A 15,104-nucleotide genomic window follows, 5' to 3' on the forward strand; every position below is an offset into this window, starting at 1 on the left:
AAAGCCGCCAAGTCCGCTGACAAGCCGGTGAAGGCCGTCAAGATCGCCAAGGAGGCTGCGCAAGAGCGCCCCATGCCGCCGAACCCGCCGACCGCGCCCTCGAAGGAACTGCATGTGTTCCCGAACCCGGCCGCCGAGCGGGACTACGTGATCCAGTTCCAGATCCCCGAGTTCACCTGCCACTGCCCGCTGACCGGCCAGCCCGACTTCGCGCACTTCACCATCGACATGGTCTGCGACGAACTCTGCATCGAGCTGAAGAGCCTGAAGATGTACATGTGGAGCTTCCGCCACGAAGGCGCGTTCCACGAGAAGGTCACCAACGACATCCTGACGAAGATCGTCGGCGTGACCCAACCGCGCTACGCCCGCATCACCGCGCGCTGGTATGTGCGCGGCGGCATCTACACCAACGTGGTGGCCGAGCACCGCGCCAAGGGCTGGAAGAACGACGCCATCGTGCCCGCTCCGCAACTGCCCCAGGCCACCGGCCTGCGCTGACACCTTGCCGCAGCTCACGCCTCAACCGCCCGTCTCGCCCGAACCGCGGCCCACGCCTCGCCTGATCGACGTCATGGGCACCCTCGCCGTCCGTCCGCCCTACCAGAAGTACGACGTGACGGTGAAACGCAGCCCGATCGATGGCTTCGGCGTGTTCGCGGCCGAGGTGGTGCCGCGCTGGCACAAGATCGGCGAGGTGCGGGGCGAGAGCATCAGCATTGCCGAGGCGCGCCGCCGCGCGGCCACGCTCAAGCGCATCATGATCGTAGAGGTCTCCGACAAGACCGCCATCGACCTGGCCCAGTCCAGCGACCCGATGCGCTTCACCAACCACAGCTGCCAGCCCAACGGCCAGCTGCGCATCATTGCCGGCCGCATCGAGTTCTATGCGCTGCGCGAGATCGAGGTGGGCGAAGAGATCACCGTGAACTACGGCGAGACCCACCACGAAGGCCGGCTGACCTGCCAGTGCGGCGCGCCGGGCTGCGTAGGCAAGCTTTAGGACACACCCGCGGACGGCTCGCCGAGCCAGGCAGCCAGCACCACCTGCAGTGCAAGCGCATCGATCGGCTTGCCCAGGTGGGCGTTCATGCCAGCCTGGCGGCAGCGCTCGCGGTCGTCTTCGTAGACGTTGGCGGTCATCGCCAGGATGGGCGTGCCGGTGTGCATCGGCAAACGGCGGATGCGGCGCGTGGCCTCCAGGCCGTCCATCAGCGGCATGTGCATGTCCATCAGCATCAGGCTGTAGGGGTGGCGCTGGGCCAGCGTGCTGGCCACCACGCCATCGCTGGCGCAGTCCACCACCAGGCCGTGGCGGCCCAGCATGGCCTGCATCACTTCCAGGTTCACCGGGTTGTCGTCGACCACCAGCACGCGCCGGCCGGGCCACTGCGGCAATACGCTGGGCGCCAGCAAGGCACCGGCGTCCGCTTCGGCCTGGCGCAGCAGCGGCAGCGCGATCCAGAAGCGGCTGCCCTCGCCCGGCTGGCTGGCCACGCCGATCTGCCCACCCATCAGCTGGCACAGCTCGCGGCTGATGGTCAGCCCCAGGCCGGTGCCGCCGAACTGGCGCGTGGTCGAAGCGTCGGCCTGCTCGAAGGCGTCGAACACGCGGGCCTGCTGCTCGGGCGTCAGGCCGATGCCGGTGTCCCAGACCTCGAAACCCAGCCAGACCTGGGCGCCTTCGTCGCGCAGCCACTGCGCGCGCAAGCCCACCTCGCCCTGGCTGGTGAACTTCACCGCGTTGCCCAGGAAGTTCAGCAGCACCTGGCCCAGCCGCCGCTCGTCGCCCTGCAGCAGCGCGGGCAGGCGCTCGTCCAGCTCGGTGCGAAGCTGCAGGCCCTTGTCGCGCGCGCTCAGCTCCACCATGCCGACCATGCGCTCGACCAGCGCGCGCGGCGAGAACGTGACCGTCTCCAGCGACAGCTTGCCGGCCTCGATGCGCGAGAGGTCCAGCACGTCGTTGATCAGGCCCATCAGGTGGTGCGCAGCGCCATCCACCTTGGCCAGGCGGTCGCGCTGCAGCGGATCGATGCTGCCTTCGCCCAGCAGCCGGGTCAGGCCGATGATGGCGTTCATCGGCGTGCGGATCTCGTGGCTGATGTTGGCCAGGAAGCTGCTCTTGGCGCGGCTCGCGGCCTCGGCCGCGTCCTTGGCGCTGGCCAGGTCGGCCGTGCGCTCGCGCACCTGGGCTTCCAGGCGCAGGTTGCCGTCCTGCAGCCTCGCCTCGCTCTCGCGCAGCGCGGCCTCGGCCTGGCGGCGCTGGGCCAGTTCTTCGGACAGCGCGTGCAGGTTCTCCGCCAGCCGCTCGCCCATCAGGTTGAAGGCCTGGCTGACGCGTCGCAACTCGGCCGTGCCACGCACCGGCACCCGGCGCTGCAGGTCACCTTCGGCCATCGCCTCGGCCGAGGCGCTGAGCGCCGTCAGCCCGCGGGTCAGCCGCGCGGCGATGGACCAGGCCGCCCCCAGCCCGAGCAGGGCCAGCACCGCCATCAGCAGCACCGCATCACGCAGCTTGGCCCGGACCGGCGCGTCGAACTGGTTGCGCGGCAGGTAGGTCATCACGCGCAATTCGGTGCCCGGCACCGCGGCCACCGCACCGCGCCAGGCCTGCGAGCGCCAATCGAAGTTCAGCGCCCCCGGCGGCGGGTTGACCATGTCGATCGGCACCGCATCGGTCTCCTGCAGCGCCGGGTCGCTCCAGCCGTGAAGGCGGCCATCGGTGTCGAACACGGCGGCCTGCACGTCGGCCCGGTCGATCAGGCTCTCGGCCAGCACCTGGCCCACCAGACCGCCCTGCAGCCGGATGCGCAGCAGGCCCAGCGCCTCGTTGCCCTGTTTGATCGGGGCGGTGACGAACAGTGTGCGTCGCCCATCGTCCGCCCGCTGCGGCCCGAAAACCCTCGGGTAGCCATGCGCAATGCCTGGAGAAAAGAAGTATTCGGCCGCCTCGCTGCTGCCCACGCGCTGCGGTTGCGTGTCGGCCAGGTCGCGGCCGTCCCGGTCCAGCAGCGCCACTGAAATGGTGTTGACCGGCTCGCGCAGGCTGACCAGCGTCAGCACCCGGTTGACCCAGACCTTGTCGGCCTTGGCTGGCGCCTGCAGCACTTCGGCCAGACCAGGGATCGCCACGTCGGCGCGCGCGTTGTCGAGCATGCGGTCCACGCGCAGTCCCAGGTCGCGTGCCGCTCCCTGGCTGAAGCTGACCAACACCTCGTCCCGCTCGCCCAGCAGGTGGCCTGTTTCCTGGCGCACCTGCAGCGCGATCAGCACGCTCAGCGGCAGCACCGTGATGCCGAACAGCACGGCCGTCACGAAAAGCCTCGTGTTCATCACCCTGCGGCTCAAGGCAACAACTCCGCCTGCAGCAGCGCCAGCGCGTCCAGCGGCCGGCCCACCGTGCCCTTGGCGACGAAGAAGTCGCTGTAGCGCTGCACCACAGACGCCAGCGCCGGCACGGCCCCACCAGCGCCCAGCATGCGCCGGTTGTGCGCCAGGTCCAGCAGCCGCACGCCCTGCAGAGAGACCTTGGCCTGCGCCAGGTGCAGCCGGCGTGAAATCAGCTGCACGGCGGCCAGCGGATTCGCGGACCACCAGTCCACCGCGCGGAACCACTGCCGCACAAATGCCTGCAGCGGCGGCCGGCGGCGCTGCACCGTGACCCGTGTGGCCACCAGCACGTCGGCCACCAGCCCCGGCGTCTCGGCGCTGGAAAACAGCTTGCTCGCGCCCGCGGCGACCGCTTGGCTGGCGTATGGCTCCCAGGTGTGGCCCACGTCCAGCATGCCGCTGGCCAGCAGCCGCGGCACCTCGGCCGCGTCTGCATTGACCCAGGTCCAGCGCTTGTGCTGCAGGTGGCGCTGGTCGATGAACTCGTGCAGGAAAACCTCGCCGAAGCCGCCGAGGTTGGTGCCGATGGTCAGCGGTCGGTCGGTCTCCAGCGTCACGCCGCGGCGCAGCAGCACCGCATCGCCGCCGGACGACTCATCGCAGACGACGATGACCTCGACGCCCAGGTGGCCGCGCGTCAGCGCGATCAGGTCGCCCAGCGAGGCACCGATCAGGTCGTACTGGCCGGCAGCGAAGTCGGCAATCATGCGGTCAGTGTCGGCCGGAAAGGCCAGCTTCAGCGCCACGCCCGCCGGTGCCAGCCAGCCCAGCTCGTCTGCCAGCACGGCCGGGAAATAGCCAGGCCACAGGTCGATGGCCACGCGCAGCGGCTGCTGCGCGACTGCTGCGTCCGGCGCGGGGCTGCAGGCGGCCAGGCCACCGAGCCCGGCGGCAGCGAGCAATGCACGGCGGCGCGTCATGCCGCGGGCCTGGCCACACACCAGCACGGAAGACAGAGCGGGAAGGACGACAACGGCGACATCGACAACGCAACAAGCTGCGACAGCAAGGCAACACGGCAAAGCCTGGCGGCGCAGGTCGACCTTGCAGCAAGGCCCCGCGCCGGGGCGGATTGTCGCCGCGTGGCAAGCCCGCCAGGCTGTCACCTCGGCGACGGGTCGTGCCAGATCCGTGCCAAGCCGCCACCGCCCGGCCGCAAAGCCGGCAACGCTCGCCGATAATCCCGGGATGAATCCGCTGCTTGGCCGCTTGCACGCCTACCCCTTCGAGCGCCTGAATGCGCTCGCCAAAGACATCGTCCCGAACCCGGCCCTGCGCCACATCAGCCTGGGCCTGGGCGAGCCCAAACACCCGGCGCCGGCGCTGGTGGAAGAGGCGCTGTGCAGCAACCTGGCCGGCCTGTCGAACTACCCCGCCACCGCAGGCGAGCCGGCATTGCGCGAAGCCGTCGCCGGCTGGATCGGCCGCCGCTACGGCGTGCAGCTGGACGCCAGGACGCAGATCCTGCCGGTCAACGGTTCGCGCGAGGCGCTGTTCTCGCTGGCCCAGGCCGTGGTGGACCCGACCGCAGCCGATGCGGTGGTCGTCTGCCCGAATCCGTTCTACCAGATCTACGAAGGTGCGGCGCTGCTGGCCGGCGCCCGCACCGCCTTTGTCAACAGCAACCCGGCACGCAACTTCGCCTGCGACTGGGACCAGATCGACGAGGCCACCTGGGCCCGAACGCAACTCGTCTATGCCTGCTCGCCTGGCAACCCGACCGGCGCGGTGATGCCGCTGTCGGAATGGCAGCAACTCTTCGAGCTGAGCGACCGCTTCGGCTTCGTGATCGCCAGCGACGAGTGCTACTCCGAGATCTACTTCCGCGAAGACGCGCCGCTGGGCGCGCTGGAAGCCGCCAAGGCGCTGGGCCGGGACGATTTCCGCAACCTGATCGTGCTGTCCAGCCTGTCCAAGCGCAGCAACGTGCCCGGCATGCGCTCAGGTTTCGTCGCGGGAGACGCCAAGGTCATGAAGGCCTTCCTGCTCTACCGCACCTACCACGGCAGCGCGATGAGCAAGGTGATCCAGGCTGCCAGCATTGCCGCCTGGAACGACGAGGCGCATGTGGAGGCCAACCGCGCCGCCTACCGGGCCAAGTTCGCCGCCGTCACGCCGCTGTTGGCCGAGGTGCTGGACGTGCGGCTGCCGGACGCTGGCTTCTACCTCTGGGCCGGCATCCCGAAGCACTTGCACGGCGGCGATGACATTGCCTACAGCCTGGACCTGCTGGCTCAATACAATGTCGCCGTGCTGCCTGGCAGCTTGCTGGCCCGCGAAGCGCATGGCGTGAACCCCGGGGCCGGCCGCATCCGCATGGCGCTGGTGGCCGACACGGCCGAATGCACCGAGGCCGCCCAACGCATCGTGGCCCACGTCCGCAGCCTGTCCTGACCGAGGACACGTCTTCTCTTCCCATACCGCCCCTCGGCAACCGCCGCCGGCCCGTCATTCTTCAGAATTCGCCTCACCCATGACCACCGCCAACCTGCAAGCCACCATCGACGCCGCCTGGGAGCAGCGCACCGAGTTCAGCCCTGCCAGTGCGCCCGCCGAAGTGCGTGCCGCCGTGAAGCACACGATTGACGAGCTGAATGCCGGCCGGCTGCGCGTGGCCGAGCGCCAGGGCGTGGGCCAGTGGCAGGTCAACCAGTGGATCAAGAAGGCCGTGCTGCTGAGCTTCCGCCTGACCGACAACGCGGCGATGCGCTCGGGCGAGTTGACCTTCTTCGACAAGGTCGCGACCAAGTTCTCCGACCTGGACGACGCGGCACTTGCCGCGACCGGCGTGCGCATCGTGCCGCCGGCCGTCGCACGCCACGGCAGCTACGTCGCCAAGGGCGCGATCCTGATGCCGTCCTACGTCAACATCGGCGCCTACGTGGACGAAGGCACGATGGTCGACACCTGGTCCACCGTGGGCTCCTGCGCGCAGATCGGCAAGCATGTGCACCTCTCGGGCGGCGTGGGCATCGGCGGCGTGCTGGAGCCGGTGCAGGCCAACCCGACCATCATCGAGGACAACTGCTTCATCGGCGCCCGCTCGGAAGTCGTCGAAGGCGTGATCGTCGAAGAGAACTCGGTGCTCGGCATGGGCGTGTACCTGGGCCAGAGCACCCCCATCTTCGACCGCGCCACCGGTGAGATCAGCTACGGCCGCGTGCCCAGCGGCTCGGTGGTGGTCAGCGGCAACCTGCCCAAGACGGCCGCCAACGGCGCGCCCTACAGCATGTACGCTGCGATCATCGTCAAGCGCGTGGACGCGCAGACCCGCTCCAAGACCAGCATCAACGAGCTGCTGCGCGACTGATGTCGCGGCCGGGCCGGGTTATCGTCCGGCCCACCCCATTCTTTTTCCTCCATCCTGACCTTTTGCCGCGAAAGAGCTGTCCGATGAACATGCAACGTGTCCTGCAGTTGATGGCGGAAAAAGGCGCTTCCGACCTTTACCTCTCGGCCAATGCACCGGTGCTGCTGAAGGTCAACGGCCAGTTGCTGCCGGTCACCGATCATGTGCTGCCGCCGCTGATGCCGCGCACCATGCTGTCCGAGGTGATCACGCCCGCGCAGCTGGAAGAGCTGGACCGGGAAGGTGAGCTGAACATCGGCATTGGCGTACCCAAGGTGGGTGGCTTCCGGCTCTCGGCCTTCAAGCAGCGCAACACCATCGCGGCGGTGGTGCGTTGCATCCCCGTCAAGATCCCGTCGATCGACACGCTGCATTTGCCGCCGGTGCTCTCCACGCTGGCGCTGGAAAAGCGCGGGCTGATCCTGATGGTCGGCGCCACCGGTACCGGCAAGAGCACGACCATGGCCTCGATGCTGGAGTGGCGCAACCAGCACCTCTCCGGCCACATCCTGACGATCGAAGATCCGATCGAGTTCCTGTTCAGCAACAAGCGCTCCATCGTGAACCAGCGCGAGGTCGGCCGTGACACGGCCACGCTGCACGTGGGCCTGAAAAACGCGCTGCGCCAGGCCCCGGACTGCATCATGATCGGCGAGATCCGGGACCGCGAGACCATGACCGCGACGATCTCGTACGCGCTCTCCGGCCACCTGGTGATGGCCACGCTGCATGCCAACAACAGCTACCACGCGTTGGGCCGCATCCTGTCCTTCTACACGCCCGAGTCCCGCGGTGCGCTGCTGGCCGACCTGGGCGCGGCGCTGAAGGCCATCGTCTCGCAGCGCCTGCTGCGCTCGATGCAGGGCGGGCGCATCCCGGCGGTGGAGGTGCTGCAGAACTCCAAGCTGGTCTCCGAGATGATCGAGAAGGGCGACTTCCCAGGCGTCAAGGAAGCGATGGAGCGTTCGCTTGCAGATGGCTCGCAAACCTTCGAGCAGGACCTGGCGCGCTTGATCGGCGAGGGCCTGGTGTCGCGCGAAGAAGCGCTGGTGCATGCCGACTCGCCGACCAACCTGCTCTGGCGCCTGCAGAACGACAGCGCGCCGGTCTCGCGCGTGCCGCCGGTCAAGGTCGAGCCGGACACGCCCTCGTTCACCGAAATCACGCTGGACGTGGTGCAGGAGGCGCCGCGCACGCCCGGCATCAGCGCCCGCACCCGCTGAAGTTCTGCGGCAAGTGCCGCCCCTGTTGTTGCCTTGCCCACCGCGCACTGCGGTGGCCTGCGGTCCTTTTCGGCCCTGCCCTGTTGTTGCCCATGTCCGCCACCCTGCACCTGCTTGAAGACCTGATCGCCCGCCCGTCCGTGACGCCGGCCGACTTCGGCTGCCAGGGCGTGATCGCCCAGCGGCTGGCAGCCGCCGGCTTCAGCTGCGAGCAGATGCCGTTTGGCCCGGACGACTTCCGCGTCGACAACCTCTGGGCCGTGCACACCGGCAGCCGCCCAGGCCCCACCATGGTCTTCGCCGGCCACACCGACGTGGTGCCCGCCGGCCCACTGAACCGCTGGAACAGCGACCCGTTCGTGCCCAGCTACCGCGACGGCAAGCTCTATGGCCGCGGCGCGGCCGACATGAAGACCTCGGTCGCCGCGATGGTGGTCGCCGCCGAGGAATTCGTGAAGGCCCAGCCTGGCCACGCCGGCCGCATCGCCTTCCTGCTGACCAGCGACGAGGAAGGCCCGTCGGTGGACGGCACCGCCAAGGTCATCGAGGCGCTGAAGGCCCGCGGCGAGGCGTTGGACTGCTGCATCGTCGGCGAGCCGACCTCGGTCGACACGCTGGGCGACATGATCAAGAACGGCCGCCGCGGCTCGCTCTCGGGCAAGCTCACGATCACCGGCGTGCAGGGCCACGTGGCCTACCCGCAATTGGCGCGCAACCCCATCCACCTGCTGGCGCCGGCGCTGGCCGAGCTGGCGGCCATGCACTGGGACGAAGGCAACGAATACTTCCCGCCCACCACCTGGCAGGCCTCCAACCTGCACGCAGGCACCGGTGCGACCAACGTCATCCCGGGCGAAGCCGTGCTGGACTTCAACTTCCGCTTCTCCACCGCCTCCACGCCCGAGAGCCTGAAGGCCCGCGTGGCCCAGGTGCTGGACCGCCACGAGCTGCAATGGCGCATCGACTGGACCCTCGGCGGCGAACCTTTCCTGACGCCCGTCGGTAGCCTGGTCGGCGCGCTGGTGCAGGCCATCCAGGCCGAGACCGGCGTGGCCGCCACGCTGTCCACCACCGGCGGCACGTCCGATGGCCGCTTCATCGCCAAGGCCTGCGAGCAGGTGGTCGAGTTCGGCCCGGTGAACGCCACCATCCACAAGGTCGACGAACACGTGCGCGTCGATGCCATCGAACCGCTGAAGAACATCTACCGCCGCACGCTGGAACTGCTGCTCACATGACGATCTCCGACCTGATCACCGCTGCAGCCGCCCGCCTGACCGAGGCGGGCGTTTCATTTGGGCACGGCACGACCAACGCACACGACGAGGCCGCCTGGCTGGTGCTGTGGTCGCTGCATTTGCCGCTGGACAGCGACGACGCCAGCGGCGACGTGACGGTGCCCGAGCCCGACGTGGCCAAGGCCATGGCATTGATCGCCCGGCGCATCGAAACCCGCAAGCCCGCCGCCTACCTCACCGGCGAAGCCTGGTTGCAAGGCGTGCCGTTCACGGTGGACGAGCGTGTCATCGTGCCGCGCTCCCTGATCGCCGAATGCCTGGCCGACGCCAGCATCGACCCCTGGCTCACCGACAAGACCCGCCAGGTGCTGGACCTGTGCACCGGCAACGGCAGCCTGGCCGTGCTGGCGGCCATGGCCTGGCCCGAGGTCGAAGTCGTCGGTGCCGACCTTTCCGCCGACGCGTTGGCCGTGGCCCGCGTCAACGTCGAACGCCATCACCTGCAGGACCGCATCTTGCTGGTCCAGGGCGACGGCCTGGCTGCCACCGGTGGCCGCGTGTTCGACCTCATCCTCTGCAACCCGCCCTATGTGAACAGCCAATCGATGGCCCAACTGCCGCCCGAATACCTGGCCGAGCCCACGCTCGCGCTGGCCGGCGGCAGCGACGGCATGGACTTCATCCGCAGCCTGCTGCGCGACGCGCCCGCCCACCTCAGCGACCAGGGCCTGCTGGTGCTGGAGATCGGCCATGAAAAGCCGCACTTCGAGGCCGCTTTCCCGCAGCTCGCGCCCATCTGGCTCAGCACCAGTGCCGGCGACGACGATGTGCTGCTCCTGACCCGCGAGGCCCTGCTGATGCAGCCCTCCTCGCCTGCTGTTCCCCTTTCCCGAACATGATCACTCTTCGCAATGTGACGCTGCGCCGCGGCGTCAAGGTGGTGCTGGACAGCGCCACCGTCACCCTCAATCCTGGCGAGAAGATCGGCCTGGTCGGCCGCAACGGCGCCGGCAAGTCCAGCCTGTTCGCGCTGCTGGCCAACCGCCTGGGCGCCGATGCCGGCGACTTCGACATCCCCGCGCGCTGGCGCATGGGCGAGGTCGCCCAGCACATGCCCGAAACCGAAGATGCCGCCACCGACTTCGTGATGCAGGGCGACATCCCGCTGATGGAAGCCGAGGCCGAACTGGCCGCTGCGCTGGCGGCAGACGACGGCGAGGCCATGGCCCACGCCTACCTGAAACTGGAAGAAGCCAGCGCTTTCGACGCCCGCGCCCGCGCCCACACCTTGCTGATGGGCCTGGGCTTCCGCGTCGACCAGCTCGAAGCGCCGGTCAACAGCTTCTCCGGCGGCTGGCGCATGCGCCTGCAGCTGGCCCGCGCACTGATGTGCCCGAGCGACCTGATGCTGCTGGACGAGCCGACCAACCACTTGGACCTGGACGCCCTGGTCTGGCTGGAAGGCTGGCTCAAGCGCTACACCGGCACGCTGCTGATGATCAGCCATGACCGCGAGTTCCTGGACGCGATCACCACCGTCACGCTGCACCTGGAAGACGCCAAGCTCACGCGCTACGGCGGCAACTACACCCGCTTCGAGGAAATGCGCGCCGAGCGCATGGAGCAGCAGGCCGCCGCCTACGGCAAGCAGCAGGAGCGCGTGGCCCACCTGCAAAAGTTCATTGACCGCTTCAAGGCCAAGGCCAGCAAGGCCAAGCAGGCCCAGAGCCGCGTGAAGGCACTGGAGCGCATGGAAAAGCTGGCGCCGGTGCTGACCGCCGCGGACTTCAGTTTCGAATTCCGCGAACCGCTGAGCCTGCCGGACCCGATGCTGGCGATGAACGACGTCGTTTGCGGCTACATCGGCGCCAACGAAGACGGCTCGAACAAGGCCATCGTGCACGGCATCAACCGCACCGTGCTGGCCGGCCAGCGCATTGGCGTGCTGGGCGCCAACGGCCAGGGCAAGTCCACCGTGGTCAAGACGATTGCCCACGCGCACCCGGCCCTGGCCGGCACCATGGTCGAGGGCAAGGGCCTGGCCATCGGCTACTTCGCGCAGCAGGAAATGGACTTGCTGCACAGCGACGACACGCCGCTGCAGCACATGGTGCGCACCGCCAAAAGCCTGGGCATCAACGCCCGCGAGCAGGAACTGCGCGACTTCCTCGGCCAGTTCCGGTTTGTCGGCGAAATGGTGCACCAGCAGGTCGGCACGCTCTCGGGCGGCGAGAAGGCCCGCCTGGTGCTGGGCACGCTGGTCTGGCAGCGCCCCAACCTGCTGCTGCTGGACGAACCGACCAACCACCTGGACCTGCAGACCCGCGAAGCGCTCTCGATGGCGCTCAACGAGTTCGAAGGCACGGTCATGCTGGTCAGCCACGACCGCGCACTGTTGCGCGAAGTCTGCGACGAGTTCTGGATGGTGGCCGACGGCGTCGTCAAGCCTTTCGATGGCGACCTGGACGACTACCAGCGCTGGCTGCTCGAACGCAGCCGTGAGGCCCAGCGCTCGCTGAGTGGCAAGGCCGCGAAAGCTGAAAAGGCAGCCGAAAAGGCAGCCGCACCTGCGCCGGTGGCGCCTGCGCCCGTCGCCAAATCAGCCCCCAAGCCCGCTGCCGCGCCGGCCCCCGCCAGCCGCGACGACCGCAAGAACGCCGCCCAGAACCGCGCCAAGCTGGCCGACCAGACCCGCCCAATGCGCAACGAGCTGGCCGGTCTCGACAAGAAACTTGAAAAGCTCAACGCCGAAAAAACCTCGCTCGAAACCCAACTCGCCCAACCCGGCCTCGCCGGCCCCAAGATCGCCGACCTCGGCCGCCAACTCAGCCACGCCCAGGCCGAGATCGCAATGGGCGAAGAACGCTGGCTGGAGCTGACCGAGCAGATCGAGGCCATCCAGGGCGGGGGTTGATCGGCCTCGGACGAGCTCATCACCCACGGGCTCGGCCAAGTGGAGAACCGTTGGAAGCCAAGAGCGCACCCTGTATTGTGGTCAGGCCAGCCAGGAATCTGAGGTGACCAATGGGCAATACGAAGTCAGACAAGCCACCCCTCCCAGGGCACTGGGTGTTGCGTCTCGGAGTTCGCACATGCGAAAGTGGCGTTCCTGAATCCTTGGAATGCTGGGAACTGACAATGCAGATTGAGGCGATTCGGGGCGGGGCCGGCTGAGCGGTCAGCCTGGCATACGCCTGCTCTTTCGCCACACAGCACGGCGCAGCGTCAGCAGCGCCGTGCTGCCCGTGACCAAGAGCACCATGCCAGCCAACGGCGCCAGCACATGAAGCGCGCAGGCGCCGCACACCAGCCCCGCAGCCGGGTAGAGCGAATCGTCTTCCCGCCACACGCTCCACGCAGCGTAAAGCGCGGAAGCCAGCGTCAGGTAGACCACGTAGACCGCTGCCGCCGCCAACGCACGCGTGTCGTCGACGGAGCCGATGCCCATGGCCTGGAAGCTGCGATCGGCTTCCGACACTCGCAACAGACCCAGCGAATCAGCGATGCGCAGCAACAGACCCGGCCGAAGTGGCCAGGTTGGTTCCAGGGCTCGGATCCCTTCGGCAACGATCAACGCCCCGCCGCCCAGGACAAGGGACAGGACACCATCGACGGCACGCGAGCTCATGCGTCGCACCGCTTGGTTGCTCTGCGAAACCAAGCGTCGCATTTGGAGGCCAGGCTGGAGGTCATGGCTGGGTCGCCTGACGATTCTTCAATTTGTCGATGACCACCTGCTCAGCCTTTTTGACAGCTTGCCAGCTGTGGCCGGCGGGTTCGACTTCGGACTGGCCTTGAAAGAAGAACCAGAGAAGACCGGTCACCACTGCCAAACTGGCAAACAGCAACAGGCCGCCCCCGAGCAAATTCCACCACTTGAATATCGGGTGGACATTTGCGAATCGGGTGTCGAAGTCGGCTCGGAATTCAGGCGACAGAACATAGCGCCACGGCCGCACACTCCCGAGGAGTAAATGCGCGCAGGCCTCGAACACAAACGAGACGAGAGGGCCGATGACCTCAGCAAGGATGGACGCCGCGGCAGAAACCAAGCTGACCTCGAATAAATTCCTGCATGTTGATTGGGTGCTCAAAGCACGCGGCGAGTTTCGTCCGACCGGAACCGGCTGCACGATAACCGGTCCATCAGCGCAAGAAAAGCCAACGCTTGGCGTGAATGGACAGCAAGACCACCCAGCCATCGAGCGAGAGAAAGTTCACCTCATGACCAGCGCCATCATCGACACGCCGCCGGCCCTGCCGCAGACTCACCGGCCCAGCGAAGTGGTCGGCTTCTGGCAAGCCGCCGGTCGCAAACGCTGGTTCTCCAAAAGCACGTCGTTTGATGCCGAATTCAAGCAACGCTTTCTGCCAGCGCATGAAGCGGCCTTGCGGGGTTACCTGATCGGCTGGTCATTGACGGCCGAAGGGGCCTTGGCGCTGGTGCTGTTGCTGGACCAGTTTCCGCGCAATGCCTTCCGCGACACGCCGCGCGCGTATGAGACGGATGCGCTGGCGCGGGAGACGGCCGACCAGGCCATCGCGAAGGGGTTTGACCGGCAGGTGGAAGAGTTGCTGCGGCCGTTTTTCTACATGCCGTTCATGCACTCGGAGCACTTGGCGGACCAGCAGCGCTGCGTGGCGCTGTGCGCCGGGGTGGATGCGAGCACCCAGCGGGCCGCGGTGAAGCACCGCGTCATCATTGCCCGCTTCGGGCGCTTTCCGCATCGCAATGCGGTGCTGGGGCGCGTATCCACACCGGAAGAAATCACCTTCCTCGCGGACGGCGGTTTCAAGGGATGAGCAGCCTCACTCCGGATTGAAGCGGAAATCCAGCGAGGCTTGCTGGCCAGCGCGCAGGTCAACCGGCTTGGCTTCCTGCTTGCCTTTGAATGCGGTCTGCACCTGGTAGTGACCGGGTGGCAGGTTGATCAGCAGCACCGGGCCGCTGAGCTTGCGGTCGAAGAAGACCTGCTCATTGGGGCCGACGATGCGGGTGCGGACGTCGGCGAGGAATTCGCCCGAGGGCGCTGCGGTGAGTACCTTCAACGTGAAGCCGGCGCGTTCGTGCTCGATCTGGCCTTGCTCGTCCTGGCCAATGCCACCCATCACGAAAGGCTGGCCCAGCGGGCCGGTACCGCGGTCCAGCGCCAAGGCGTCTATGGCCGCGGCTGCCAGGCCCACGGCCAGCAGCACTTTGACTGCGCCCATCCACTGGGCATGACTGAGGTGTTTCATCGCGGAAGCTCCTTTGCTGCAGCAACACGAACCTTCGCAGGCTGCGGTCGCATTGTTCAGGGGCAATCGGCAGGCCTGGCCTTGCCTGGCACGTGGCTCATTTGGCGCCGGCCACAGGCTCCGGCATCGCAGACGAGTGATGGTGGGCGATCAGCCACTGGCCGTTCTCCCATTCATAGACATAGGTGTAGCGCGCCTTCACCGTCTGGCCGTCCTTGAACTGGAAGGTGTAGGTGCCGACGTCCTGCGCCACGTTGCAGCCGATCCTGATGAGGCGCTTGTCAATCGTGCCCTGTGGTTCCGATTTCAGGAACTTGACGAAATAGTCGCGAATCTCTGCCGGGCTGGTCCGCGGCTCATTGGAGACGGTGGGCAGCAACACACCGTCGGGGGCATAGTTGGCCACCACCTTGTCCGGATCCAGCGTGCGCAGCGAGGCGTTCCAGCGATCAAACAGGGCCGCCACCTGCTGTTCGCTGGTCGCCTGGCAGATGGCGCTCGTGCCGGCGTCGTCCTGCGCCAGCGCAGGTGTGGACAAGCCCAGCGCCAGGCTGGCAGCCGCGAACAAGGGGGAGAGTGTCGAGAATTTCATGTCGTGACGTGCTCGAAGCAATGAGTTGAATGAAGTGACGCCCTGCCCGAGGGCCTTGCGTCACAGGAACTCAT

15 protein-coding genes are annotated in these 15,104 nt (G+C 67.5%); 9 read left to right on the plus strand and 6 right to left on the minus strand.

Annotation, left to right across the window (positions count from 1 at the left end; genetic code table 11):
* Positions 1-72: 72 nt before the first annotated feature.
* Together queF and LRH25_RS11630 are read left to right on the plus strand one after the other, a co-directional pair.
* Positions 73-501 carry a preQ(1) synthase gene (gene queF, locus LRH25_RS11625; RefSeq protein WP_141290189.1) on the plus strand — a complete coding sequence of 143 codons (429 nt, stop codon included), beginning with the start codon at positions 73-75 and terminating at the stop codon, positions 499-501.
* Positions 502-505: 4 nt separating this feature from the next.
* Positions 506-1,003: an SET domain-containing protein gene (locus tag LRH25_RS11630; RefSeq protein WP_231011193.1), complete on the plus strand. Its 498-nt coding sequence runs from the start codon at positions 506-508 to the stop codon at positions 1,001-1,003.
* Here LRH25_RS11630 and LRH25_RS11635 read toward each other — a convergent pair.
* Both LRH25_RS11635 and LRH25_RS11640 read right to left on the minus strand, forming a co-directional pair.
* On the minus strand, positions 1,000-3,333 hold the full coding sequence (locus LRH25_RS11635; protein ID WP_231011194.1) for an ATP-binding protein: 2,334 nt from the start codon (positions 3,331-3,333) through the stop codon (positions 1,000-1,002). The two genes, LRH25_RS11630 and LRH25_RS11635, sit on opposite strands and share 4 nt — an antisense overlap.
* Positions 3,334-3,344: 11 nt before the next feature.
* On the minus strand, positions 3,345-4,310 hold the full coding sequence (locus tag LRH25_RS11640) for an ABC transporter substrate-binding protein (protein ID WP_231011195.1): 966 nt from the start codon (positions 4,308-4,310) through the stop codon (positions 3,345-3,347).
* 268 nt (positions 4,311-4,578) lie between these two features.
* Here LRH25_RS11640 and dapC point away from each other — a divergent pair, with 268 nt between their 5' ends.
* The 6 genes from dapC (at position 4,579) to LRH25_RS11670 (ending at position 12,114) form a co-directional block, all read left to right on the plus strand.
* Complete coding sequence (dapC, locus tag LRH25_RS11645) at positions 4,579-5,784, plus strand: succinyldiaminopimelate transaminase (RefSeq protein ID WP_141286821.1); 1,206 nt, start codon at positions 4,579-4,581, stop codon at positions 5,782-5,784.
* Positions 5,785-5,863: 79 nt separating this feature from the next.
* Positions 5,864-6,700 (plus strand): 2,3,4,5-tetrahydropyridine-2,6-dicarboxylate N-succinyltransferase, encoded by an 837-nt coding sequence (gene dapD, locus LRH25_RS11650; protein WP_141286822.1) that lies wholly within the window; start codon positions 5,864-5,866, stop codon positions 6,698-6,700.
* A gap of 83 nt (positions 6,701-6,783) precedes the next feature.
* Entirely contained in the window at positions 6,784-7,962 is a 1,179-nt protein-coding gene (locus tag LRH25_RS11655; protein ID WP_231011196.1) for a PilT/PilU family type 4a pilus ATPase, read from the plus strand.
* A 92-nt stretch (positions 7,963-8,054) separates the two neighbouring features.
* A complete protein-coding gene (gene dapE / locus LRH25_RS11660) occupies positions 8,055-9,200 on the plus strand; it encodes a succinyl-diaminopimelate desuccinylase (RefSeq protein ID WP_141286823.1) in 1,146 nt (381 codons plus the stop codon).
* On the plus strand, positions 9,197-10,099 hold the full coding sequence (gene prmB / locus LRH25_RS11665) for a 50S ribosomal protein L3 N(5)-glutamine methyltransferase (protein ID WP_141286824.1): 903 nt from the start codon (positions 9,197-9,199) through the stop codon (positions 10,097-10,099). The genes dapE and prmB overlap by 4 nt, the downstream gene beginning before the upstream one ends.
* Positions 10,096-12,114: an ABC-F family ATP-binding cassette domain-containing protein gene (locus LRH25_RS11670; protein ID WP_141286825.1), complete on the plus strand. Its 2,019-nt coding sequence runs from the start codon at positions 10,096-10,098 to the stop codon at positions 12,112-12,114. The genes prmB and LRH25_RS11670 overlap by 4 nt, the downstream gene beginning before the upstream one ends.
* A 264-nt stretch (positions 12,115-12,378) precedes the next feature.
* Here LRH25_RS11670 and LRH25_RS11675 read toward each other — a convergent pair whose 3' ends face one another.
* Together LRH25_RS11675 and LRH25_RS11680 are read right to left on the minus strand one after the other, a co-directional pair.
* On the minus strand, positions 12,379-12,828 hold the full coding sequence (locus LRH25_RS11675) for a hypothetical protein (protein WP_141286826.1): 450 nt from the start codon (positions 12,826-12,828) through the stop codon (positions 12,379-12,381).
* A gap of 61 nt (positions 12,829-12,889) precedes the next feature.
* Entirely contained in the window at positions 12,890-13,252 is a 363-nt protein-coding gene (locus LRH25_RS11680) for a hypothetical protein (protein ID WP_141286827.1), read from the minus strand.
* Positions 13,253-13,424: 172 nt separating this feature from the next.
* Between LRH25_RS11680 and LRH25_RS11685 the strand changes: the two genes are divergently transcribed.
* Entirely contained in the window at positions 13,425-14,003 is a 579-nt protein-coding gene (locus LRH25_RS11685) for a DUF924 family protein (protein ID WP_141286832.1), read from the plus strand.
* Between the two features lie 6 nt (positions 14,004-14,009).
* Here the strand turns inward: LRH25_RS11685 and LRH25_RS11690 are convergent, their stop codons facing one another.
* The gene (locus LRH25_RS11690; RefSeq protein WP_141286828.1) at positions 14,010-14,438 is read right to left on the minus strand and encodes a carboxypeptidase-like regulatory domain-containing protein; all 429 of its coding nucleotides are present in this window, start codon (positions 14,436-14,438) and stop codon (positions 14,010-14,012) included.
* Positions 14,439-14,535: 97 nt separating this feature from the next.
* Entirely contained in the window at positions 14,536-15,030 is a 495-nt protein-coding gene (locus LRH25_RS11695; RefSeq protein ID WP_141286829.1) for an SgcJ/EcaC family oxidoreductase, read from the minus strand.
* Positions 15,031-15,104: the final 74 nt, after the last annotated feature.

The sequence above is a fragment of the Ideonella azotifigens genome, from assembly GCF_021043325.1.
GTDB classification, from domain to species: domain Bacteria; phylum Pseudomonadota; class Gammaproteobacteria; order Burkholderiales; family Burkholderiaceae_C; genus Ideonella; species Ideonella azotifigens.

Excerpts from the sequence above, each read along its gene's own strand:
- LRH25_RS11670 (WP_141286825.1), top strand. The coding sequence starts at position 10,096 with ATGATCACTCTTCGCAATGTGACGCTGCGCCGCGGCGTCAAGGTGGTG.
- LRH25_RS11695 (WP_141286829.1), bottom strand. The coding sequence starts at position 15,030 with ATGAAATTCTCGACACTCTCCCCCTTGTTCGCGGCTGCCAGCCTGGCG.
- queF (WP_141290189.1), top strand. The coding sequence starts at position 73 with ATGCCGCCGAACCCGCCGACCGCGCCCTCGAAGGAACTGCATGTGTTC.
- LRH25_RS11685 (WP_141286832.1), top strand. The coding sequence starts at position 13,425 with ATGACCAGCGCCATCATCGACACGCCGCCGGCCCTGCCGCAGACTCAC.
- LRH25_RS11640 (WP_231011195.1), bottom strand. The coding sequence starts at position 4,310 with ATGACGCGCCGCCGTGCATTGCTCGCTGCCGCCGGGCTCGGTGGCCTG.
- dapC (WP_141286821.1), top strand. The coding sequence starts at position 4,579 with ATGAATCCGCTGCTTGGCCGCTTGCACGCCTACCCCTTCGAGCGCCTG.
- LRH25_RS11690 (WP_141286828.1), bottom strand. The coding sequence starts at position 14,438 with ATGAAACACCTCAGTCATGCCCAGTGGATGGGCGCAGTCAAAGTGCTG.
- LRH25_RS11675 (WP_141286826.1), bottom strand. The coding sequence starts at position 12,828 with ATGAGCTCGCGTGCCGTCGATGGTGTCCTGTCCCTTGTCCTGGGCGGC.
- dapD (WP_141286822.1), top strand. The coding sequence starts at position 5,864 with ATGACCACCGCCAACCTGCAAGCCACCATCGACGCCGCCTGGGAGCAG.
- LRH25_RS11635 (WP_231011194.1), bottom strand. The coding sequence starts at position 3,333 with ATGAACACGAGGCTTTTCGTGACGGCCGTGCTGTTCGGCATCACGGTG.
- dapE (WP_141286823.1), top strand. The coding sequence starts at position 8,055 with ATGTCCGCCACCCTGCACCTGCTTGAAGACCTGATCGCCCGCCCGTCC.
- prmB (WP_141286824.1), top strand. The coding sequence starts at position 9,197 with ATGACGATCTCCGACCTGATCACCGCTGCAGCCGCCCGCCTGACCGAG.
- LRH25_RS11655 (WP_231011196.1), top strand. The coding sequence starts at position 6,784 with ATGAACATGCAACGTGTCCTGCAGTTGATGGCGGAAAAAGGCGCTTCC.